Here is a 22,152-nt window from a genome sequence, read left to right as displayed (position 1 = left end):
CGCCTCCTTAACGTGACAGGCTGGTGCGGCCTTTTACAAATTTCCTTTCAAGCAGCATGGTGATCAGTTCAATACTCATGCAAATAAGCCAATACACAATCGCAATGATCACATACACCTCAAACATACCGATTCCGTAGTTATTTCCCAAAATGATCTTTACCTGTCCCATCATATCAATGAGTCCGATTGTAAAGGCAATTGCTGTGTCTTTCACGAGATCAATGGTGTAATTTCCGAGGTTCGGCAGTGCAATGAGAAAGGCCTGCGGGATAATGATCCTGATCAATGCCTGTGTATCTGTCATCCCAACAATGTAGGCGGCCTCCAGCTGATCCTTCCCGACAGATGAATACGCACTGCGAAAAACTTCAGATAAATAAGCGCCCGTATGTAAAGAAAACGTCATCATCACAAATAACACACGATCCCAATGATTGATTTGAATCCCTGCCACAAGCAAAAGCTGAGGCAGTCCAAAATAAATCAAGAAAAGCTGAACAATTAAAGGCGTACTCCGTGTAAAAGATAAATAAATAACAGCCAATTGCTTCAGCACTGGGATTTGCTTGATACGAATACATGCAAATAGCAAGCCGATGATGATGGCAAAAAACAATGACACGATAATCATGAGAAAAGTAAGTGGCAGGCGTTCAATCACCTGTAAAAAAATGCCCAGCCAATCTCCAGCTGTAAACGTCATGACGCTTCCTTCCTTTCTTCATTTTGATCGCCTTGCTCTGAGATGTCATCAATATCTTGAAAGAAATCAACCCCAAACCACTTTTTCGCCAGTTTAGGCAGTGTTCCATCATCAATCATCTCTTGTGTGATCCGGTCCAAATCTTTTGCAAGCTTCTTCTCGCTTGGCTGTAAGACAAGATAGATAGGCTCCTTTGACACAATGCCTCCAACTTTGACCTTTAGATTTAAATGCTTTTGAATGGTATCAAAGGTTGAAATGTTCATAAATGCTGCATCTGACCGTCCGCTTTCAACGCGCTTTAAGTTAAGCTCATTTGAAGGGCTCTCAATAGTCGTCAGCGGAATATCCGGATCATGTTCTTTATTATATTGATTTAAAATCGAACGCAAGCCTCCGCTAGGGCTGACAGGAGCCAGCTTTTTAGATGTCATATCATCAAGCGATCGAATCTCCTTGTCTGATTCATTCACAATTAAACCTGTCATCGAATAGCCATACGGAACCTTAGGGTAAAGGAAACGCTTTTCACGTTCGGGATTACTAAAAAACCAATTAGCCGCCATTTCAAACTTCCCTGCGCCTACACCAATTAAATTGGATTCTTCCTCGCCAAAAATGTAATCAAAATGTACGTGAGGAAGCCTCTTTTCCACTTCATTTAAATAATCAATGTTATAGCCAATTGGTTCGTTTCGGTCATTTGTTGCTAAAAAGGGTGGATTGACCTCTGCACTTAGTGCGACTTTTACAATTTTTCTACCATCATCTGTCGTGGTTTTCACACTGCTGCAGCCCATCAGAAAGAGAAGAAACAGAAGGACACCGGACATCATGAATGCTGTTCTTTGCTTCATTTGTCTTTCTCCGATTCTTGCCACATGCCGCGATGTATTCTTGATAAAAATTGTTTCGTTCGTTCATGTTGTGGCTTCAATAGGACGTCTTCCGGTGAGCCTTTTTCAACGATTTCGCCATCTGCCATAAAGATCACCGTATCCGCCACGTCCTTTGCAAAAGAAATTTCATGCGTCACAATGACCATTGTCATCCCTTGGCTCGCAATATCTTTGATCATTTCAAGAATTTCTCCTACCATCTCTGGGTCCAGTGCCGACGTAGGTTCATCAAACAAAAGCACTGAAGGATTCATCGCAAGAGCGCGGGCTATGCCAATTCGCTGCTGCTGACCACCAGATAATTCACTCGGAAATGCATCCTTTTTATGAAGCAGTCCAATCCGCGTTAAAAATTGCTCTCCGATCTTTTCTGCTTCTTTTTTAGACATGTTTTGAGACACGATCAACCCTTCTGTAATATTTTCAAGTGCTCGTTTATTCTGAAACAAGTGATAATGCTGAAACACCATGGAAGATTGCTGTCTGAGTTTTAGCAGATCTTTTTTATGATATCGTTCAAATTGAATCGTGGCTTCACCAACTGTCAGCTCTCCTTTGTCTGGAATATCAAGGCTGTTTAAGCTGCGGAGAAGTGTAGTTTTTCCTGATCCGCTCGGTCCAATAATGGCGACCACTTCACCTTCTTGTACGGTGAAATCAATGCCTTTTAACACATGGGTCTGCCCATAAGATTTATGTAGATTAGTAGCTGAAATCATAAAAGCATCACGTTCCTTTGACATATGTACTTAATATTGATAAAATTTAACACATTAAATCCTATAAGTAAAGTGTGTTTTATTTATTCCGATTGGAAAAATCAGATATGATAGATTGTGAGAAACAGAGGAGTTGGATACGTTTTGTCTAAAGCATTATTTGTTGATACAGATTTTCAAAAAACATGGCTCAATCAGCTGGAATCTCTTCGTGAAACGTTCGAACAAACGGCAAAAGAACATGATGAAGGCGCTTATTTTCCTGAAAAGAATATTGAATTATTAGTAGAGATGGGCTATACGACGTTGTCTCTTCCTGCTGAATACGGAGGCGGAGGTCAATCTGTGAAGGATATGGTTCTGTTTCAAGAGACGCTCGGCAGTATGGACGGAGCGACTGCCTTATCTATCGGCTGGCACCAAGGGGTTGTAGGCGAAATCTACGAAAAGAAACAATGGAATGAGCAGCAGCTGCAATTCTTTGCGGAAGAAGTGAAAAAGGGCGCCCTTGTCAACCGTGCCGTGAGCGAGGCGCAGACAGGCAGTCCAACAAGAGGCGGGAAGCCTGGGACAACAGCCACTAGATCGGGTAATGAGTGGCTCATCAATGGACGTAAAATTTTCACAACGATGTCACCAGCACTTACATACTTTTTAGTCGGCGTATGGATTGAAGAAAAAGAGGCAATGGGCTTCTTCTTAATTCATCGCGAGACAGAAGGTGTTTCAATAGAAGAAACGTGGAATGTTGTGGGGATGAGAGGAACTGAAAGTCATGATTTAATCTTAGATCAGGTGAAGGTTTCAGATGACATGCTTGTTGAGGTGCAAAAAGGGCCGCGCGGTGGTACGCTAAATCCTTGGATTGCACATATTCCATCCTGCTATTTAGGCATTGCGCAAGCAGCAAGAGATTATGCTGTTCAATATGCCATCACCCATTCACCGAACAGCATCAACGGCACAATTAGTGACCTGCCAAATGTCCAAACACTGATTGGTGAAATCGACTTACTATTAAAGCAAGCACGCCACGTCATCTACTCAACGACCACATTGTATGAAAAGCCAGAAAAAAGAGAGCTGTTAATTAATGAATTTGGTGCTGTGAAACATACCGTTGTTAATCATAGTTTGCAAGTTGTCGATAAAGCTATGCGTTTAGTCGGTGCGAAAAGCTTAAGCCTAGACTGTCCACTGCAGCGCTACTATCGAGATATTCGTGCCGGGCTCCATAACCCGCCAATGGACGATATGACAATATCAAAAATGGCGAAACAGGCCATTCAAGAGAAAAAAGAGAGCTAATATACAGCAAAAAGCCGGATATAAACCGGCTTTTTTTATTTGAAAGAAAAGAGGACAAGCGTACCTTATATCCCATCGCATAAGCATGCTACAATCATGGAAATCATGAGAAAAGGAGCGATTGTTTTGAAGAAAAAGTATATAAAATGGCTGTTTTCTGGCATCATGCTGATGGCACTTTGTATCAGCCAGCCTTCATCGACTGAAGCAAGATCATCATCATGGTCAGTAGATGAATTCTTTAAAAATCGGGAAGGCACGTTTGTGATTCAAGAAGTAAAAGAAAAGTCCCCTTGGGTGTATAACAAAAAAAGAGCGAAAGAGCGCTTTGCACCTCAATCGACATTTAAGGTAGCAAATGCCTTAATCGGACTTCAAACAGGCACAGTGAGAGATGAATACGACATCAAATATTGGGATGGTGTAAAAAGAGAGATTGACAGCTGGAATAGAGATCATACATTAGGATCTGGGATGAGAGATTCAGTCGTCTGGTACTATCAAGCCATGGCGCGTGACATTGGAGAAGAACGCATGAATCATTGGGTGAAGGCCATTCATTATGGGAACAAAGACATATCTGGCGGAATCGATCAATTTTGGTTAAGCAGTACCCTGCGAATTTCTCCTATCGAACAAGTTCGTTTTCTCAAACAGCTATATGAAGAGACTCTTCCATTTGACTTAAAGAACATGAGAACAGTCAAACGAATGATGGTACAAGAAGAAGAGAAACACGCCACCCTATACGGAAAAACAGGCTCGGGATCAGGCATCGGCTGGTACGTAGGCTTTATCAAACATGAAAATAAAACCTACATTTTCGCCACAAATATCGAAGGCACCGGCATAGAAGCAAAAGACATCACCTATCGCATTTTGAAAAAATATCATTTGATGGAAGCATCCGTTTAGGGTGCTTTTTTATGTGTGAAAAAGGGGGTATATAGATAAGTTGATGATATATGGATTAGTTTGAAAGAATGATATGTTTATAGAAATATATTGAAGTATCATTTCAAATGTATTATTATATATGGCGTAATGTTACAAATATTACAAATATATGATAAGGAGATTAATATGAACCTAAAAAGAAAAGTAAATTGGAAAAGAAATATTGCAGCTCTTCTATCCTTTGTGATGCTTATATCAATGTTACCTTCTGACATTTTTGCAGAAGAACATGTAGAAAATACAAAACCAAGTCATAACAGCTTAGAAACATTCGACAATTCAAAAGTCCTAGAAATGGCAGGAATTGACGAAGAGGAAATTGGAAAAGACGGAGAAGTTCTTTCAGAAAGAACAGAAAACAGCAAGCTTTTTTATGAAGGAGAGGGTGTATTTACACAAGAGGTTTATCCTGATCCTATTCATATTAAAGAGGCTCCAGATGCTGAGTGGGAGGACATCTCTCCAGAATTAAAGACGATCTCGAAAAAAGAAATAGAAACAGAAAATGCGAAATTAGAAACTACTTTTCAAAAGCAAATGAAACAAGGACTATATGCGACATTTGAACACAAGAAGCATCAAATTGAATTTTCAATTTTAAAAGCTTCAGGGAAAAACAAATCAGAAATCAATTCCAAAGATACCTCTGCACAATTTAAAGAGAACACCAACGAGCTTACATATGAAGAGGTATTTCCAAATATAGATTTACGATCATTCACCTTTAATGAAAACATCAAGGAAGATATTGTACTCAATCAATATGATGGCTACAATTCATTTACATTTAAAATAAAGACAGATCTAACTGGGGAAATTGAGGAAGACGGTTCTATTACATTTTACGATCAGAAAAAACGGACCATTTTTCAAGTCCCGAAACCGTTTATGACTGATTCTAATTTAGATGAAAAGTCAGGTGAAGTGGCTCGCTCAGAAGATGTGAGCTTTAAATTAGAAAAAGAAGACGATGGCTATTTACTTCATGTGACAGCAGATGAAAAATGGCTCAAAGATCCTGAACGAGTTTATCCTGTGTCTATCGATCCTTCGACTTCTTTATCTGTATCAGCAGACACATTTATCATGAGTAAGTACCCAACAACAAATTATTCATCCTCTACGCAAAAATGGGACGCTAAACTTAAAAGTTATGTACTCAAAACAGGTTATTACGATAAAACAACTGGTACAAACTATGCGTTCATGAAGTTTAACTCATTCAAACCGATTCAACATATGAATGTAACGAAAGCGACGCTCAAAACGTATGTTGCTCATTCATATTACGGGACGAAGGCTACTGGTCTTTGGCTGGATACAGTGAATGCCAACTATGATCATACAAAACTAACGTGGAACAATAAACCAAGCTCCAAAAACATCGGCAAAGCCAATGTATATAAAGGACAATGGGCGAGCTATGATGTGACTTCAACCATCAAAGCTTGGAATAGCGGAACAGCTAACTATGGTTTTAAATTACATGCAAATGGAAATGGGCAAGACCATTGGAAAAAAATAATCTCATCAACAAACTCTACCAATAAACCAGTCATTGAAGTAACGTATACCATTCCACAGGCAAATGCACCAACTGTAAAAGGTTTTAGTAATGGAAATGGTACAGGCTACTTCAATTTAAGTTGGAAAAAGGTAACTGGTGCAAAAGGCTACAAAGTGTGGTTATACAACGGAAAAGAGTATGAAGCCATTTCAGTTGGAAATGTGGCATCATGGAGTACAAAAGGAAAAAATATATGGCCGACAGCAAGCGAGATTGCAGCTAAGAAATATAAACTTCATTTAGATGGAAAAGGGGGGACAGAATTAGCAGTTGATCCTTCCCCGGTTTACAAAAACTCAGGTGGTAATTATGCGACAAGCAAAAATTATTGGGTAGCTGTAAGTGCGATTTTTGACCAAGGTGAAGGCGCAATGTCAGCAAAAGTAAAACCTGTCGTGCCGAATGTGGCTAGAGCGAAAGCACCTAGTACAAAAGGATTCAATAATAATAACGCAACAGGTTACTTTGATCTTTCTTGGACTTCAGTTTCCGGTGCGACCGGTTATAAAATACAAATGTTTAATGGGAAAAGCTATGAGACATTGGATCTTGGGAATCAAACATCATGGTCAACTAAAGGGAAAAAAGTATGGCCGACAGTTGCTGAGATTAAAGCAGGTAAATTTGCATTGCACCTCCAAGATGGAAAAGGGGCTGAGCTTCCAATTCATCCTGGTGCGACTTATAAAAATGCTGGAGGAGATGCGGCTCAAAAACATTATTCCTTCAGAGTGATTGCCTACAATAAAGATGGAGAAGCTATTGCTTCACCGCCATCTGGACCAACTTTACCTGATCTATCTAGACCGAAAGCTTTATCTGGGTATGCTTATACGAATACGAAAGAGAGCCAAACAGGTTATATCAATTTACATTGGGACAAAGTAAAAAATGCAAAAGGATATAAAATTAACATCTATAATGGTAAGGCATATCAATCATTTGATGTTGGTGATGTCGATCATTGGACAACACAAAATAAGAATATTTGGCCGACTCCTACTGAAGTTAAAAGTGGGAAATATGTGCTTCATACAGATGGTAAAGGCGGGGAATTAGCGCTAGACCCATCACCAGTTTATGAAAATGCGAATGGAAATTATAAAGGACGCAAGAACTACTCCTTTACCCTTTCCGCCTACGATGCAAATGGAGAAACCATTCCGACACCAGCCTTTAACCCGACATTCCATGAAGGTGCCGAATTCCTTGGGACAGAGGATTACTGGTCGATTATTGATATACCAGACGGCCAGCTGAATGGTGCAACTGGTAATGTGATTGTCAGTGAAGAAGAAATGTCGATTGATGGAAGAGGACCGGGACTTGGAATTGGTCGCACGTACAACAGTTTAGATGTAGCTGACCATCTGTTTGGTCAAGGGTGGTACGCAGATGTAGAAACTAGTATCACGCCAACAAAAGAAGGTGCCATCTATCTTGATGAGGATGCCACAACCCATGTTTTTACAAAAAAAGCAGATGGTACGTATCAACCACCAACAGGTATTTTCCTTGAATTAACGGAATCAAAAGATGAATACATGTTAAAAACGAAGGATCAAACCTTTGCGCACTTTAGTAAAAACGGTGGGAAAATCACCAAGGTTGTAGATGGACATAAAAATACAACGACATACAAATATAACGAAAACAATCAGCTCACATCAATGGAAGATGCATCTGGCCGAAAAATAACAATGGAATATGATGAAGATGGTCATATCATCTCGGTTCAAGGACCAAAAGGAAAAAAGCTTTCATATGAGTATGATGCAGGCTTACTAGTGAAAGTCATTGATTCAGATGGAACGAGTATCTCATATGAATACGACAAAGAAGGCAAATTGATTAAACAATTCTCTCAAAACAGCACAGAAGATCAGCCTGTTTTTACAGAATACCAATATGAAAATCACCGTTTAGTTAAGGCAATCAATGCAAAAAAAGAAACCTTTGAGTATGCATATGATATGTCTAAAAAGACACTCATGCTGACGCAGCCAAACGGCCGGAAAATACAGTATACGTATAATGAAGCAGCCAACCCGATTCAAGTTGTAGATGATGCGGAAGGGCTTAAAATTACTACTAAAACGAAATATGAAGGCAACCAAATTGTAGAAGAAACTGATCCCAATGATGTAGAAAAAGGAAAAGCTACAGAAAGCTATTCGTATGACAAAAATGGCAACGTCATTCAGGCGAAAGATGCTTACGGGACAGAAACCTATGAGTATAACAAAAACAATGATCTTACTAAAGTAAAAGATACAGAAGGAGATATTACAGATATCGCCTATGATGGATTAGATGCTGTATCTGAAACGGATCAAAGTGGAAATATGTCTTCAGCAAGTATTTATGATTCGTACGGGAATTTGGTACAAACGAGTAAAGAACTTGCTGCAGGTGCGAGTATATTGAAAAATGGCAGTTTTGAAGATACGCTAACTGGCTGGAAGCTTACAGCATCTAAGGATGATGGGAAATTAGCGCAAACAGCTGGGAAAAGTGGTCCGTTATCTGGCGGCAGAGTATTAGAGGTCAGTTCACAGTCGACAACTGAAGGAACAGAACTTGGCTATTCTTCTGCTACTCAAGAAGTGAGGCTAGAGCCAAATACGACGTATACACTGAGTGGAAAAATCAAGACAGAGCTAACGAAAGCAAGAGCATTTTTTAACATTGATTTAAGAGATACAAACAACAAACGAATTCAATGGATCAGCAACAGCTACAGCACATTATCAGGCAAAAACGATTGGACAAAACGCCAAGTCACGTTTACGACGCCATCTCATGCAGGTAAAGCTGTGATCTATATGGAAGTGGATCATCGAGATAAGGCTGGAAAAGGAAAAGCCTGGTTCGATGAAATTCAGTTAGAAAAAGGCGAAGTTTCATCAAGTTATAATCCAGTCAAAAATAATTCCTTTACGGATAAAACAACAAGCTGGAGCGGAACAGGTGGTTCATTAGATAATGAAGAAGGCTTTAACGATGACGTTTCGTTAAAAATGACAAGAACCTCTTCAACTCAAGCAAATGCCATCTATAAACAATCTGTACCGATTGAACAAAGTGCGAATGATCAATCTGTGTATGTCACATTGACTGGGATGTCTAAGGCTGAAAATGTCAAAGCCTCAAATGAAAATGACTACTCACTTCAAGCGTCCGTTACGTATACAGATGGCACAACAGGAACGTTTAATGCGAAATTCCCAACCGGTACACAGGAATGGAACCGAGCAGCGGTTGTCATACCAAAAACAAAACCATTGAAAAAAGTCGATGTACAGATCGTTTTCCAAAAAAGTGCGACGGGAACGGCTTGGTTTGATGATATCCGTCTAGTAGAAGGAAGTCTTTTAACGAAAACCACTTACGACGAAAAAGGGAACTATGCTGTTAAAGAGGAGGATGAGCTTGGTTACTCATCTCAATCTGCCTACGATGAAACAGGCAAAAAACTTTCTGAAACAGATGCGAAAGGCGAAAAAACAACATTCGAATATGACCAGGCTGATCAGCTGAAGAAAATCACTTTATCTAACGGGACATCCATTGTGAGAACGTATGATAAAGAGGGCAATGAACAGTCGAAAACCATTCGTGCAGAGTCAGATCAGACGTATCAATTCGAATACGACCTAATGGGCAAATTGACAAAAACCATTGATCCATTAGGGAATGTGTTGAAAAGTGAATATGATGCGAATAGCAACTTAATCAAAACCATTTCTGCAAATGGACATGAAGTGTCTCTCACGTATGATGGAACAGACCGAGTGAAATCCAAGTCATACAATGGGACAGAAAAATATAACTTTAGCTATGATAAAAACGGAAACGAAACAACGGTTGTTAACAAAGAACAAAACACAACCAAAAACAGAACGTTCGACCAACAAAACCGCATCACAAAGTTAACAGAGCGTGGCAGCAGCCAAACTTGGACGTATCCAGCCAATTCAGATAAACTGAAATTCTTTGAATGGACACACGGAAATCAAAAAGGAACGAACCAATTCAATTACAATAAGCTTGATCAAATGACGCAGATGAAGGATTCGAGTTCTACGTATTCGTTTGATTATGATGAAAATGGAAATGTTCAGTCCTTTATTACAGGTAACGGCAGTGGTGCTAGCTTTGCTTATGATGAGCGCAATTTAATTAATGATTTGCACATTGGAACAAGCCAAGGGGTAACGATCTTAAACGAAGCTTACGAATATGATCAAAATGGAAACAGAATAACGGTTGATCAAGGAAGCAACGGGAAGATTCGTTATGAATATGGAAAATTAGATCAATTGATCAAAGAAACTCATCCAGATGGCATGGTCATTGGGTACACATATGATGGGTTTGGAAACAGAAAAACCGTCACGACTGAAAAAAATGGCACTAAAAAAACAATCAATGCATCATTCAACATCATGCACCAACTGACAAAGGTAAATGATGAGACTTTAACTTATGACAAAAATGGCAACCGAACGTCTGACGGGCAATTCCTTTATAAATGGGATGCAGAAGATAACATAACGGCCATCACGAAAAAAGGGGAAGACAAGCCATTTGTCACTTACAAATATGATGAGCGTGGATATAGAATTCAAAAAACAGTGAATGGAAAAGTCACCAATTACTTTTATGACGGTGATAGTCTGAATGTTTTATACGAAACAGATGGAGACAACGAAGTCACAAAAACATACACATACGGTGAGAGTGGACAACTCCTTGCATTCACGCAAAATGGAAACAAATATTTCTATCACTACAATGCACACGGTGATGTCATGGCCATCACAAATAGTGCAGGAAAAATCGTTGCTGAGTACGAATACGATACATGGGGCGTTCCAACAAAAGTAAAAGAAAATGAAGAAGTAAAAGGAAACCCATATCGCTATGCTGGTTACCGCTTCGACGAAGAAACAGGACTTTACTATCTAATCGCCCGCTACTATGAACCGAGAAACGGAGTATTCCTATCACTAGATCCAGACCCAGGAAGCGATGGAGATGCACTAGATCAAAACGGATATACCTATGGAAACAACAACCCAGTCATGAATGTGGACCCGGATGGTCATTGGGTATGGTTTGTTGTCAATGCAGGATTTGCGGTATATGATGGATACAAAGCACATAAGTCAGGAAAAGATTGGAAGGGTGTGGCGGTTGCAGCCGCATCAGGATTTTTGGGTGGTGGAAAGTTAAAGGGTGCGAAAAAGGCTCTGAGATTTTCGAAGAAAGTCAATGGAAATAGCAAAAGGTCTAAGAAAATAAACCATGGTTACAAAATAGTCGATACTAAGACAGGTAAATTAGCTAAAATAGGAATTAGTAGTGGTAAGTTAAATAAAAATGGAACATCAAGAAGGGCGAACTCTCAAGCGAATAGATGGAATAAAGCTGCTGGTTATAAAAGGTATAAACCATATGTTGTAAAACGAAATTTAAAGGGAAGAAAAAGGGCGCTTGAATGGGAACGAGGTAGAGTATTAGCTGTTAAGAAAGCAAGTAAAGGAAAAAGAATGAGTAAACATTCAAGGCCATGGTGATTAAAATCTTATTAGGAGGCTTATAAGAAGTGTATTTGAAAAATATACAATTAATGTCAGATGATGATCATGGAATTTTAGCTAGCCAATCCCTTTGTATTACGGAAATGTTCTTATACGAATTAGAAAAGAAATTTCAAACGAAAGATTGTGAGGCTATTGTTTTGATTTGTGGATCTTTCACAGACTACCAATTAATTAGTACTTCAAAAGATGAACCTGACATCTTATTTTTAAAAAATACGTACGAGCTGGAAGTACCCTTCCGTTACAGTGAATTTGAAAATGCAACCAATAAGAAAAAAATCTTAGCTGATACTTTGGAAAAAGCGTTGCTATATCTGTGTGAATTAAAAAAATGGGATAGTCAGCTAGTCAAAGCTACATTTAAGAAAATGAAAGAGAAGGAATATAAAGCGGAGATTAAAGGGAAAGCAAAACTAAGTCCCGATAAAAAAAAGAAAGCTTACCCACTTATCGAATTAGATTTAAAGCAGTTTACTCTTTATCTGGTAGTTGAAGACAAAAAAAGAAATATCTTAGATAAAAAGTTAATTGCTGAAACCGATACCTACTTAGAAGAAATTTCGTATCATATGCGAGAGCTTAAATGGCTAACGGATAATGAAGTGGCACTTTTCAAACGTGCACATAAAACAGTTTATACAAGTATACGATTATAGGGAAGACCGTGCAGTAGTCGAGGGGAAAATTCAGGGTGTTATTGTGAAAAAATACAAATAGTATTATTGGAAATGTGCCTTATATTATGATATTCAATATAAGGCACATTTTTAGTTAATCAAAAATTGAAAGACTGATTATCTTAAAAGCATTGAGAGAAAGGTGTAAAGATCCATGAACATCAGCCAAGATAAAAAAGGCTTAATCAATGATTTGAAGCAGCGTTATCAATACTTATTAGATTCTGCTTATCCAGATGATATCATCTCTTTTGAAGAAGAAACTGGGATGTCCTCAGATGATTTTTATTTATTTTTTTCACTTGTTGCAGGCAGCTTGAGTCTTGTGATCGATCATAAACGAATACCGAAAAAACAGTTAAACGTGCTGCGTCAGTCATTTGAAGAGCAATATCCCCAAATCAAAACATGTCAACATATCTTTGATTCATATCCTTTATTGCATTCCTATGTTCAATACCATGAAGAAACAAGAAAACGAATCATTGCACTGATACAATAACCTCTTGGAGGCCAACTATGATAGAGTTTTTAGATGGAAAAATCCAGAAACAAATCCCTGATTTCAATATCAATCATCTAGTGCAAATCAATGAATTTCACTACATTAAAGAGTATAATGAACATAACGACTTGATCTATTGTATTGACGTGCACAACCCATTTGAATCTGTGATTCAAGCCGACATACATCTAAAATTCACCAATCTACCTTCTGTTTAAATCAAAGGTTTGTACTTAACAGACGATTCTAGTTTTTATTGGACATTCAGTCTTCCCCATCCCAACACAGAAAGGTGCAATGACATTGAATCGAATCATGAAATGGCTCTTATTTGCGGCGGTCATCGCTGGATTATTGGTATGCGCATTCTTTGTGTTCCGTTTCAACCAGCCTAAGCCGACGACGAACATCCATTATGCAGACACACAAAATAAACAGCAAACACTGGATATGTATATGCCAAAGGGAAAAGATGAAGACAAAAAGAAGAAGCATCCAGTCATGATCTATCTCCATGGCGGCGGCTGGACAGGCGGCGATAAGAATAGAGTCGCTTCAAAGGCTGATTATTTTACGGGTCAAGGGTATGTGTTTGTTTCAATGAATTACAGGCTTCACCCCGATGCCAACTTCGAGCAGATGGCAGATGATACGGCGAATGCTATTAAGTGGGTCAAGGATCATGCAGATGAATATCAAATCGATTCGTCAAAAATCAATGTCATGGGACACTCAGCGGGCGGTCATTTGACAGCATTGGTTGCTACAGATTCGACTTACTTAAAACGTGTGGGGCTGTCGCCAAAAACGATCAATTCTATCGTGATTTTAGATGGACCGTTAAACATCAATCAATTTATACAAGCCATTCCATCGTACAAAAAAGTCTTTGGCAAACAAGAGGAAAACTGGACAAAGGCATCACCGGTCACTTATATGAATCAAACGAATGTACCGCCTGTTTATTTGGTCACAGGATGGGAAAATCCTGAGGTGTACCGATTTGCAGAAAAACTGAATCATGAGAAAGGCTCACGGTTTGTGTTTCGGGTTCATTCGCTGAGCCACAGTGATTTAAATAAATGGTTTGGATCTGACAGAGCGCCAAAAGAAGCGCAAGATATGACAAAGGCTGTGATGGCTTTCGTCAAAAAACAAAATCAATAACAAAGACTGTATGCTAGGCAATCCATTTTGCCGCAGTATATGATAAAGGGTAAATGGTTTGTAATGATAGGAGTGAATGTTGTTGTCATCACGTATGGAAAATAAAGTGTTCAATTGCGAAAAAGAGCTGACGCTGAATATTATCGGCGGTAAGTGGAAAATGCTGATTTTATGGCACCTTGGCAGAGAAGGGACAAAACGGTTTGGTGAGTTAAAGTCGTTAATGCCTGGAATTACGCAAAGAATGCTTGTCAATCAGCTAAGAGAATTAGAGGAAGATCACATTGTGCACCGGGAGGTTTATCCTGTCGTTCCGCCAAAGGTTGAGTATTCTCTCACAGAACTAGGGGAAAGCTTAATGCCAATTTTAGAGGCGATGTATGATTGGGGAAAACAGTATCTCGACAGCAATTTTTTAAAGGATGATAAATAGAAAGATGACCGATGTAGACAAAGAGCTAAAATCACTTTATTTTAGCTCTTTGTCTTCTTTTCAGCGTGACTTGAAAACCTTTGCAGTCTAGGGAGGCCGAGTACCGGAGCGGCATCAGAACACAGACATGACACCGAATGCGAGGGTTTGTGCGCTCGCTGACATACTGGCCGAAAAGACAGTGTCTTTTTTGTAACCATATGCGAAAAAGTATAGTATGTAAAAAAAAAGTGCGTACTTGGATTGCTTCCATCCTGTTGTTATACTCATTTCATCGTGCAAGAAGCCCTATCCACGGAGCTCTTGAAGATGAGATGAAAAAATAGGAGTGAACGTTCATGAAATTACAATTAGCATTAGATTTAGTGAATATACCAGAAGCGATTGAGCTGATTAAAGAAGTAGAAGGATCGATCGATGTAGTCGAAATTGGAACACCTGTTGTGATCAACGAAGGCTTGCGTGCCGTTAAAGAAGTCAAACAGGCATTTCCAAACTTACGTGTACTCGCCGATCTGAAAATAATGGATGCGGCCGGTTATGAAGTGCAGCAGGCATCTGAAGCTGGAGCAGATATCGTGACCATTCTTGCAGCGGCAGAAGATATGTCCATTCAAGGAGCCGTGAAAGAAGCGAAAGCAAGAGGGAAACAGATTTTAGTGGATATGATTGGTATCAAAGATATCGCCGGCCGGGCAAAAGAGCTGGATGAACTTGGAGTCGATTATATTTGTGTGCACACGGGCTATGATCTGCAAGCGGTTGGTCAAAACTCATTTGCTGACCTTATGACCATTAAACAAGTCGTCAAACAAGCGAAAACAGCCATTGCAGGCGGAATTAAGCTTGATACGTTACCTGAAGTCGTGAAATTAAATCCTGATTTAATCATTGTCGGCGGTGGTATCGCAAGCCAGGACAATAAAGCAGAAGTGGCCGCACAAATGAAGCAGCTGATCGCACAATCATGAAAACCAGTGACTATGTGAAAGCCATTTTAAATGAGCTTTCTGAGCACTCGCCCGCTATTCAAGACGAACAAGCAGAGCGGCTTGTCTCAAGCATTTTAACTGCAAGAAAGGTCTTTGTGGCAGGGGCTGGCAGGTCTGGTTTGATGGGAAAATCATTTGCCATGAGACTCACGCATATTGGCGTCAAGGCGTATGTGATCGGTGAAACCAATACACCTTCCTTTACAGAAGAAGATCTCTTGATTGTCGGGAGCGGCTCTGGCCGTACAGAGACCTTGCTTGTCCTTGCAAAAAAGGCAAAAGCAATTGGTGGAAAAGTGGCAGCTTTTACGCTTTCGGCTCAGTCACCTCTAGCTGATCTATCGGATGAAGTCATCTTACTGTCAGGTGCGCCGAAGGATCAACAGGAAGGAAGCCATCATACCATTCAGCCAATGGGCTCGCTATTTGAGCAGTCGCTTCTTCTGACATACGATGCGGTTATTTTGCGGTTAATGGAAATGAAAAAGCTCGACACACAGACAATGTACGGTCACCATGCCAATTTAGAATAGTCATTTTCAAAGCCTCTCCTTTCTTAAAAGGAGAGGCTTTTTCATTTCAATCAAGATCAGAATCTTGACATAACCGATTTGGTGTAACTATAATTGTTACATCGTCAAAGAAAAAGCGTAAACACGAAAGGAAGATGAACATGAAAGTACAAATCTGGTCAGATATCGCCTGTCCTTTTTGTTATATAGGAAAAAAACAACTAGAAACAGCGCTTGAACAATTCCCTCAAAAGGAACAGGTAGAAATCGAGTTTAAAAGCTTTGAGCTTGATCCACATGCACCTGCTGAGGTCAATTATGATGTCCATGATATGCTCGTCAAAAAATATGGGATGAGCCGCAGCCAGGCCGTGGCGATGAATGAGCAGGTGAAGCAGGCCGGCAAAGAGAAAGGAATCGATTTTCAATTTGATCCACTCGTGTTGACAAACACCTTTGATGCCCATCGATTGGCGCAATATGCTGGTCAAATGGGGAAAGGTGATTTCGTCATGACTGAGCTGTTTCAAGCATACTTTACAGATGGAAAGCATGTTGGTGATCGTCAAACCCTTTTAGACATTGCAGAAAAAGCAGGTCTTGATTTGCAGGAAGTACAGCAAATTTTAGGCGGTGAAGAGTTTGCCGATCATGTCCGAAAAGACGAACAAGAAGCGAGACAGCTTGGTGTCAATGCTGTTCCGTTTTTCTTGATCAATGACAAGTATTCAGTGGCAGGTGCACAGCCAGCCGATACATTCCTGCGTGCACTTGAAACGGCTTGGACAGAAGAAGCAGCCCAAGCTGATAAAGCGGCTTCTAATTCATTTGAAGCGGCATGTGCAGATGGTGTATGCGCAGTGCCTACTCCTAAAGAAGAGATCTAATCATATAAAAAATGAGCCTCTTGCGGCAAGGGCTCATTTTTTTCTTGCATGCATTTGTTTGATCGTTTCTCCTGGAACCAATTCAGGTTCATAAAAGGTTTGATGAGGGAGATTCTTCTTCCCCTGCACTTTTTTAATCATCCAGTCTGCTGCATCCCGGCCCATTTGCTCCTGAGGGTGCGTCAGTGTTGTCAGCTTCACATGGGCATTTTTCTGGGCAATATATGAATTATCCTGTCCAATAATGGAGAGATCCTCTGGAATGGACAGCCCGATGTCACTGCATACATTGGCAACCTCTAATCCGACCTCATCGTTATAGCAAACAAGGGCAGTCAGCTCGTGCTGATGCTTTAATAAGAAAGTTTTAATATCATCCCCCAAATGCTGCTTCGATTCTGTATCGAAAAAGAGGACGTGCTCAGGCAGAAAATTAAGCTTCGCTTCACCGAGCGCTTGAATATAGCCTTTCATTCGGTACTTTCCCTGTAAATCATCTGTTTTTGAAATGAGCCCAATTTGCTGATGCCCCGAGGTAATCAGCTCTTTTGTGGCTAAATAACTGGACTTCACATCATCCAAGCAGAGAAAAGGAACCTCTAACTGCTCATAATAGGCATTAATCATAATGAGCGGTACATCCTGTTCTTTAAAAGATAGGTAGTACGAGATGTTCGGATTATATAAATTACTTTTCGTTGGCTCGACAATGAGTCCGTCCACACCAAAGGACAGCATCATTTCTAGCGCTTTTTTCTCCTGTTCTACATCATTATTTGTACTCGCCAGTAACAAAGAATAGTTCTCTTCGTTTAATCGGCTTTCAATGCCTCGAATGATGGAAGGGAAAATGTAATCGGATATGTATGTCGTGATAACCCCAATCGTTTTCATATGCGCATGTCCCGCAGGCTTTGTTTGATATTGATTGGTCACAAATGTGCCTGAACCCTTCTCACTTCGCAAAAAACCTTCGCTCGACAATTCTAAGATGGCCTTTCGAACTGTATGCCTGCTCACTTGATACGTCTCCTGCAGGCTTGATTCAGTTGGAATACGTTCCCCGATCCGGTAATCTCCTGTAAGTATTTTGCTTTTTATATCATCGATAATGATCTGGTACTTCTTTTTCATCGTTTCACTTCTTTCTCAGTTGATCATCTACTCGGATTGAGAAGAAATTGTATGGACATATTTTAACATGGTTGTCGAATCAAAAACAGGCGCTTTCCCTTTCTGACGTCCCAGCTTTAGAAAAGTGCAGGTTTTTGTCGTATTGTGTATGTACAACTATATTTATTATTGACATATGTACGTACAAATATTATATTGTGAATGTGCACAGAGAATCAATGAATCTAGAAAATTAAAATTGAAACCGCTATCAATCATGGGGGTGAACGCAGAATGAATCATGAAGAGACGACCAAAGCCTTAAAAGAAGGACGTACATCTTTAGGGATTGAATTTGGTTCAACACGAATTAAAGCCATTTTAATAGATGAAGCGTTTCAGCCAATTGCCCAAGGTGCATTTGAATGGGAAAGTTCTCTTCAGGAAGGTATTTGGACGTACAACTTAATTGATATCATTACAGGTCTTCAAGTAGCGTACCGAGAGATGAAAGAGCAAGTCGAGCAAAGGTATGGCGTGACCATTCAAACCATTGGCTCAATTGGGGTATCAGCGATGATGCATGGCTATGTGGCATGTGATCATACAGGAGAGGTCCTCGTTCCGTTCCGCACATGGCGGAATGCAACAACCATAGAGGCGAGTCAAAAACTGACGGATGTTTTCCAATTCCATATTCCAGAAAGATGGAGCATTGCCCATTTGTATCAAGCCATATTAGAAGAGGAAAAACATCTTTCCCGTTTAGAATATATGACCACCCTATCAGGATACATTCACTGGCTGTTAACAGGAAAGCAGGCCATTGGCATTGGGGATGCGTCAGGTATGTTCCCAATTGACGAACATACGAAAGATTACAATGAAGAAATGCTCCATCAATTTGAAGACTTGATCGCAGAAAAAGGCTATCCGTGGAAGCTTCGTCATCTTCTGCCGCGTGTTTATTTAGCAGGTGAGGAGGCTGGCGTGTTAACGGCAGCAGGAGCAGCCATTTTAGATCAAGGCAAACATTTGCGGCCAGGCATTCCATTTTGCCCCCCGGAAGGTGACGCCGGAACGGGAATGGTGGCAACAAACAGTGTAGAAAAACGGACAGGGAACATTTCAGTTGGGACATCTGTGTTTGCCATGATTGTGCTAGAGCAGGAGCTAAAGGGTGTGTATCCAGAAGTGGATATGGTCACAACGCCAGACGGACTGCCAGTCGCAATGGTTCATGCGAACAACTGTACAAGTGACTTAAATGCTTGGATGAATATCTTTAGAGAGGCATTTGACGCATTGGGTATGCAAGTAGCATCAGAAAAGGTGTACGAAGCTTTATTGCAGCAGGCGTTAGAAGCAGATCCAGATGGCGGCGGACTCTTAAGCTATGGCTATTATTCTGGTGAAAATATTACAAGACTGCCAGAAGGAAGACCTCTTTTTGTCAGATCAGCTGAAAGCCGCTTTAATCTGGCTAACTTCATGCGTACCCATCTTTTTTCTGCTTTTGGCGCAATGAAAATAGGGATGGATCGCTTAAAAGAACAAGAACATGTTGTGATTGATCGTTTATTAGCACATGGAGGGTTATTTAAAACACCGCTCGTTGGTCAAAAAATGGTGGCGGCAGCGCTTAATACACCTGTATCAGTCGTTTCCACTGCGGGTGAAGGCGGTGCGTTTGGAATGGCTGTCCTCGCTTCCTATATGCTCCATCATCAAAAGCAAACATTGGCTGAATTTCTCACGCATCAAGTGTTTGCCCATACATCAGAAGAACTGATAGAACCCGATCCGCTTGATGTCAAAGGTTTTGGCGAATTTTTAAAGCGCTATCAAGACGGCCTTCCGATTGAAGAGGCGGCAGTAGCACATCTGATGCCAAAGAAAGGAGTGACAACCGTATGCTAGAACGCTTAAAAGAAGAAGTATACGAAGCCAATTTAGATTTACCAAAATACGGACTTGTGAAATTCACATGGGGCAATGTCAGCGCGTGTGATCGTGACAGCGGTCTATTTGTTATTAAGCCTAGCGGGATAGCGTATGACCAATTATCAGCGAAAGACATGGTTGTGGTCGATTTTGACGGTGAAGTAGTGGAAGGGAAATACAGTCCTTCATCAGATACAGCAACACATGCTGTCCTTTACAAACACTTTGAGGAAATTGGCGGTATTTCACATAGCCATTCCATGTGGGCAACTGTTTGGGCGCAGGCAGGTCTCGATTTACAGGCAATGGGCACAACACATGCCGATACATTTTACGGCGCTGTTCCGTGTGCTCGATTTCTGACAGAAGAAGAAGTCAATCGCGGTTATGAGGTAGAAACGGGCCGGCTGATCATCGAAACGTTTGAGAAAAGAAACCTAGATGTGATGGCGGTGCCGGGTGTTTTGCTTCAAGGCCACGGCCCATTTACGTGGGGGAAAGATGCAAAAAGTGCGGTCACAAACAGTGTGATTTTAGATGAAGTCGCCAAAATGAATTTGTTCGCAAAGCAATTAAATGAATACGCGGAGCCTCTTCCGCAGCGAATTTTAGATAAACATTACTTAAGAAAACACGGCGAACATGCGTATTACGGACAAAAACCTTCAAGATAAAGAAAAGAGGGATATCTATGTTAACAAGTCAACATAAAGAATGCTGGTTTATTGTCGGATCACAGCATTTATACGGAGATGAAGCACTGCAGAAAGTAAAAGCAGATGCACAAAAGATGACGGATGCCTTAAATGAGAGCGGTTTACTTCCTTATCCAGTAATCTTGCAGGAGCTAGCTGTCAGCGCGGATCAAATCACAAAGCTGATGAAAGAGGTCAATTATCGTGATGAGGTTGTCGGCGTCATGACGTGGATGCATACATTTTCACCGGCAAAAATGTGGATACGCGGGACCAATCTTTTGCAGAAGCCTCTTTTGCATCTTGTCACACAGTATTATGAAAAGATTCCGTGGGACACGATCGACATGGACTATATGAATCTTCATCAATCGGCACATGGAGACAGAGAATATGGCTATATCAATGCACGTCTAAATAAACAAAATCAAATTGTTGCCGGTCATTGGTCTAAGCCGGATGTGCAGCAGCAAATCGCTGATTGGATGGACGTGGCAGCTGCCTATCATGAAAGCTTTCAGATTAAAGTGGCTAGGTTTGGTGACAACATGCGCCACGTGGCTGTCACAGAAGGTGATAAAATCGAAGCCCAGATTCAGTTAGGATGGACGGTTGATTACTTTGGTATAGGCGATCTCGTCAAATATGTGAATGCAGTAGAAGAAGCAGAGGTAGATGCATTATTTGCGGAGTATTTATCGCAATATGATGTGGATTATGGGACGTATTCAGTTGAAGAATGGGAAAAAAGTGTGAAGGTGCAAGCGCGCTATGAAATCGCTATCAAACGCTTTTTAGATGAAGGCGGGTACAATGCCTTTACGACAAACTTTGAAGATTTACATGGAATGAAACAGCTGCCAGGACTTGCGGTACAGCGGCTAATGGCAAAGGGATATGGCTTTGCGGGGGAAGGCGATTGGAAAACGGCTGCGCTGGACCGGTTATTAAAAGTGATGAGTCATCATCAATCCACTGGTTTTATGGAGGACTACACGTATGAAATGACCTCTGGACAGGAAGCAGTGCTGCAATCTCATATGTTAGAAGTAGATCCGGCGCTCGCCCATACGAAACCTGTCATTGTCGTATCTCCGCTTGGAATTGGAAACAGGGAGGATCCAGCTCGTCTTGTGTTTGATGGCAAAGCAGGGGAAGGTGTTGTTGTTTCTATTGCTGACTTTGGGACTCATTTCAAATGGCTCATACAAGAAGTCGAAGCCTTTGAGCCGGAGGAAGCAGCACCTCATTTACCGGTTGCACGTGTGCTCTGGAAAATCAAGCCGAATTTTCAGGATGGCGTCAAAGCGTGGATTAAGCAAGGCGGGGGTCATCATACAGTCGTATCCCTCAATTTAACGGTTGATCAAATTGTTCATTTTGCAAAGCTTGTGAGTGCAGAATATGTGGTTTTATAGAAGGGTGAAAGGTCTTCTACTGATTACAGTAGAAGCACGGGATG

The 22,152-nt window shown here is 40.7% G+C and carries 18 protein-coding genes; 14 read left to right on the top strand and 4 right to left on the bottom strand.

Going from position 1 to position 22,152, the window contains the following annotated elements; genetic code table 11:
• Positions 1-7 precede the first annotated feature (7 nt).
• From SB660_RS08710 to SB660_RS08700, 3 genes are read right to left on the bottom strand one after another with little or no spacing between them, the layout of a single operon-like run.
• Positions 8-706: an amino acid ABC transporter permease gene (locus tag SB660_RS08710; RefSeq protein WP_058014598.1), complete on the bottom strand. Its 699-nt coding sequence runs from the start codon at positions 704-706 to the stop codon at positions 8-10.
• Positions 703-1,563, bottom strand: a complete 861-nt coding sequence (locus tag SB660_RS08705) for an amino acid ABC transporter substrate-binding protein (RefSeq protein ID WP_180310467.1) — start codon at positions 1,561-1,563, stop codon at positions 703-705. The genes SB660_RS08710 and SB660_RS08705 overlap by 4 nt, the downstream gene beginning before the upstream one ends.
• Positions 1,560-2,324 carry an amino acid ABC transporter ATP-binding protein gene (locus tag SB660_RS08700; protein WP_410582153.1) on the bottom strand — a complete coding sequence of 255 codons (765 nt, stop codon included), beginning with the start codon at positions 2,322-2,324 and terminating at the stop codon, positions 1,560-1,562. Before SB660_RS08700 ends, SB660_RS08705 begins: the two co-directional genes overlap by 4 nt.
• A gap of 144 nt (positions 2,325-2,468) precedes the next feature.
• On the opposite strand from SB660_RS08700, the gene SB660_RS08695 reads away from it, so the two are divergent.
• The 11 genes from SB660_RS08695 to SB660_RS08645 all read left to right on the top strand — a co-directional run bounded on the left by SB660_RS08695 (position 2,469) and on the right by SB660_RS08645 (position 16,938).
• Complete coding sequence (locus SB660_RS08695; RefSeq protein WP_410582151.1) at positions 2,469-3,632, top strand: acyl-CoA dehydrogenase family protein; 1,164 nt, start codon at positions 2,469-2,471, stop codon at positions 3,630-3,632.
• A gap of 105 nt (positions 3,633-3,737) precedes the next feature.
• Entirely contained in the window at positions 3,738-4,547 is an 810-nt protein-coding gene (gene blaBPU / locus SB660_RS08690) for a BPU family class D beta-lactamase (RefSeq protein ID WP_410582268.1), read from the top strand.
• Positions 4,548-4,715: 168 nt separating this feature from the next.
• Positions 4,716-11,738 carry a DNRLRE domain-containing protein gene (locus SB660_RS08685; RefSeq protein WP_410582149.1) on the top strand — a complete coding sequence of 2,341 codons (7,023 nt, stop codon included), beginning with the start codon at positions 4,716-4,718 and terminating at the stop codon, positions 11,736-11,738.
• Positions 11,739-11,767: 29 nt separating this feature from the next.
• Entirely contained in the window at positions 11,768-12,421 is a 654-nt protein-coding gene (locus SB660_RS08680) for a hypothetical protein (protein ID WP_410582148.1), read from the top strand.
• A gap of 175 nt (positions 12,422-12,596) precedes the next feature.
• Entirely contained in the window at positions 12,597-12,944 is a 348-nt protein-coding gene (locus SB660_RS08675) for a YxiJ family protein (RefSeq protein ID WP_410582146.1), read from the top strand.
• A gap of 17 nt (positions 12,945-12,961) precedes the next feature.
• A complete protein-coding gene (locus SB660_RS08670; RefSeq protein WP_410582144.1) occupies positions 12,962-13,165 on the top strand; it encodes a hypothetical protein in 204 nt (67 codons plus the stop codon).
• 79 nt (positions 13,166-13,244) lie between these two features.
• Complete coding sequence (locus tag SB660_RS08665) at positions 13,245-14,114, top strand: alpha/beta hydrolase (protein WP_410582142.1); 870 nt, start codon at positions 13,245-13,247, stop codon at positions 14,112-14,114.
• Positions 14,115-14,190: 76 nt separating this feature from the next.
• Positions 14,191-14,547, top strand: coding sequence for a transcriptional activator HxlR (gene hxlR / locus SB660_RS08660; protein WP_029708013.1), 357 nt, complete (start codon positions 14,191-14,193; stop codon positions 14,545-14,547).
• Between the two features lie 338 nt (positions 14,548-14,885).
• Positions 14,886-15,518: a 3-hexulose-6-phosphate synthase gene (gene hxlA / locus SB660_RS08655; protein WP_003216301.1), complete on the top strand. Its 633-nt coding sequence runs from the start codon at positions 14,886-14,888 to the stop codon at positions 15,516-15,518.
• Positions 15,515-16,072 carry a 6-phospho-3-hexuloisomerase gene (gene hxlB / locus SB660_RS08650; protein ID WP_268466161.1) on the top strand — a complete coding sequence of 186 codons (558 nt, stop codon included), beginning with the start codon at positions 15,515-15,517 and terminating at the stop codon, positions 16,070-16,072. Before hxlA ends, hxlB begins: the two co-directional genes overlap by 4 nt.
• Before the next feature lie 140 nt (positions 16,073-16,212).
• Positions 16,213-16,938 carry a DsbA family oxidoreductase gene (locus SB660_RS08645; protein ID WP_180310479.1) on the top strand — a complete coding sequence of 242 codons (726 nt, stop codon included), beginning with the start codon at positions 16,213-16,215 and terminating at the stop codon, positions 16,936-16,938.
• Positions 16,939-16,971: 33 nt separating this feature from the next.
• Here the strand turns inward: SB660_RS08645 and SB660_RS08640 are convergent, their stop codons facing one another.
• Complete coding sequence (locus SB660_RS08640) at positions 16,972-18,072, bottom strand: GntR family transcriptional regulator (RefSeq protein ID WP_180310480.1); 1,101 nt, start codon at positions 18,070-18,072, stop codon at positions 16,972-16,974.
• A gap of 273 nt (positions 18,073-18,345) precedes the next feature.
• Between SB660_RS08640 and SB660_RS08635 the strand changes: the two genes are divergently transcribed.
• The 3 genes from SB660_RS08635 to araA are packed head-to-tail and all read left to right on the top strand — an operon-like array spanning position 18,346 to position 22,108.
• The gene (locus SB660_RS08635; RefSeq protein WP_410582138.1) at positions 18,346-19,971 is read left to right on the top strand and encodes a xylulokinase; all 1,626 of its coding nucleotides are present in this window, start codon (positions 18,346-18,348) and stop codon (positions 19,969-19,971) included.
• Positions 19,965-20,669, top strand: coding sequence for an L-ribulose-5-phosphate 4-epimerase (locus SB660_RS08630; protein ID WP_410582136.1), 705 nt, complete (start codon positions 19,965-19,967; stop codon positions 20,667-20,669). The genes SB660_RS08635 and SB660_RS08630 overlap by 7 nt, the downstream gene beginning before the upstream one ends.
• A 17-nt stretch (positions 20,670-20,686) precedes the next feature.
• The gene (araA, locus tag SB660_RS08625; RefSeq protein WP_058014615.1) at positions 20,687-22,108 is read left to right on the top strand and encodes an L-arabinose isomerase; all 1,422 of its coding nucleotides are present in this window, start codon (positions 20,687-20,689) and stop codon (positions 22,106-22,108) included.
• Positions 22,109-22,152 lie beyond the last annotated feature (44 nt).

It is taken from the genome of Bacillus sp. SIMBA_005, from assembly GCF_046535585.1.
Lineage (GTDB): Bacteria > Bacillota > Bacilli > Bacillales > Bacillaceae > Bacillus > Bacillus pumilus.
Note: the sequence above shows the minus strand (reverse complement) of the source record. Positions and strands in the feature narration are given on the sequence as shown.

Coding starts and splice junctions, on each gene's coding strand:
- hxlA (WP_003216301.1), top strand. CDS start 14,886: ATGAAATTACAATTAGCATTAGATTTAGTGAATATACCAGAAGCGATT.
- blaBPU (WP_410582268.1), top strand. CDS start 3,738: ATGAGAAAAGGAGCGATTGTTTTGAAGAAAAAGTATATAAAATGGCTG.
- SB660_RS08665 (WP_410582142.1), top strand. CDS start 13,245: ATGACATTGAATCGAATCATGAAATGGCTCTTATTTGCGGCGGTCATC.
- araA (WP_058014615.1), top strand. CDS start 20,687: ATGTTAACAAGTCAACATAAAGAATGCTGGTTTATTGTCGGATCACAG.
- SB660_RS08670 (WP_410582144.1), top strand. CDS start 12,962: ATGATAGAGTTTTTAGATGGAAAAATCCAGAAACAAATCCCTGATTTC.
- SB660_RS08675 (WP_410582146.1), top strand. CDS start 12,597: ATGAACATCAGCCAAGATAAAAAAGGCTTAATCAATGATTTGAAGCAG.
- hxlB (WP_268466161.1), top strand. CDS start 15,515: ATGAAAACCAGTGACTATGTGAAAGCCATTTTAAATGAGCTTTCTGAG.
- hxlR (WP_029708013.1), top strand. CDS start 14,191: ATGTTGTTGTCATCACGTATGGAAAATAAAGTGTTCAATTGCGAAAAA.
- SB660_RS08685 (WP_410582149.1), top strand. CDS start 4,716: ATGAACCTAAAAAGAAAAGTAAATTGGAAAAGAAATATTGCAGCTCTT.
- SB660_RS08645 (WP_180310479.1), top strand. CDS start 16,213: ATGAAAGTACAAATCTGGTCAGATATCGCCTGTCCTTTTTGTTATATA.
- SB660_RS08640 (WP_180310480.1), bottom strand. CDS start 18,072: ATGAAAAAGAAGTACCAGATCATTATCGATGATATAAAAAGCAAAATA.
- SB660_RS08700 (WP_410582153.1), bottom strand. CDS start 2,324: ATGATTTCAGCTACTAATCTACATAAATCTTATGGGCAGACCCATGTG.
- SB660_RS08635 (WP_410582138.1), top strand. CDS start 18,346: ATGAATCATGAAGAGACGACCAAAGCCTTAAAAGAAGGACGTACATCT.
- SB660_RS08630 (WP_410582136.1), top strand. CDS start 19,965: ATGCTAGAACGCTTAAAAGAAGAAGTATACGAAGCCAATTTAGATTTA.
- SB660_RS08705 (WP_180310467.1), bottom strand. CDS start 1,563: ATGAAGCAAAGAACAGCATTCATGATGTCCGGTGTCCTTCTGTTTCTT.
- SB660_RS08710 (WP_058014598.1), bottom strand. CDS start 706: ATGACGTTTACAGCTGGAGATTGGCTGGGCATTTTTTTACAGGTGATT.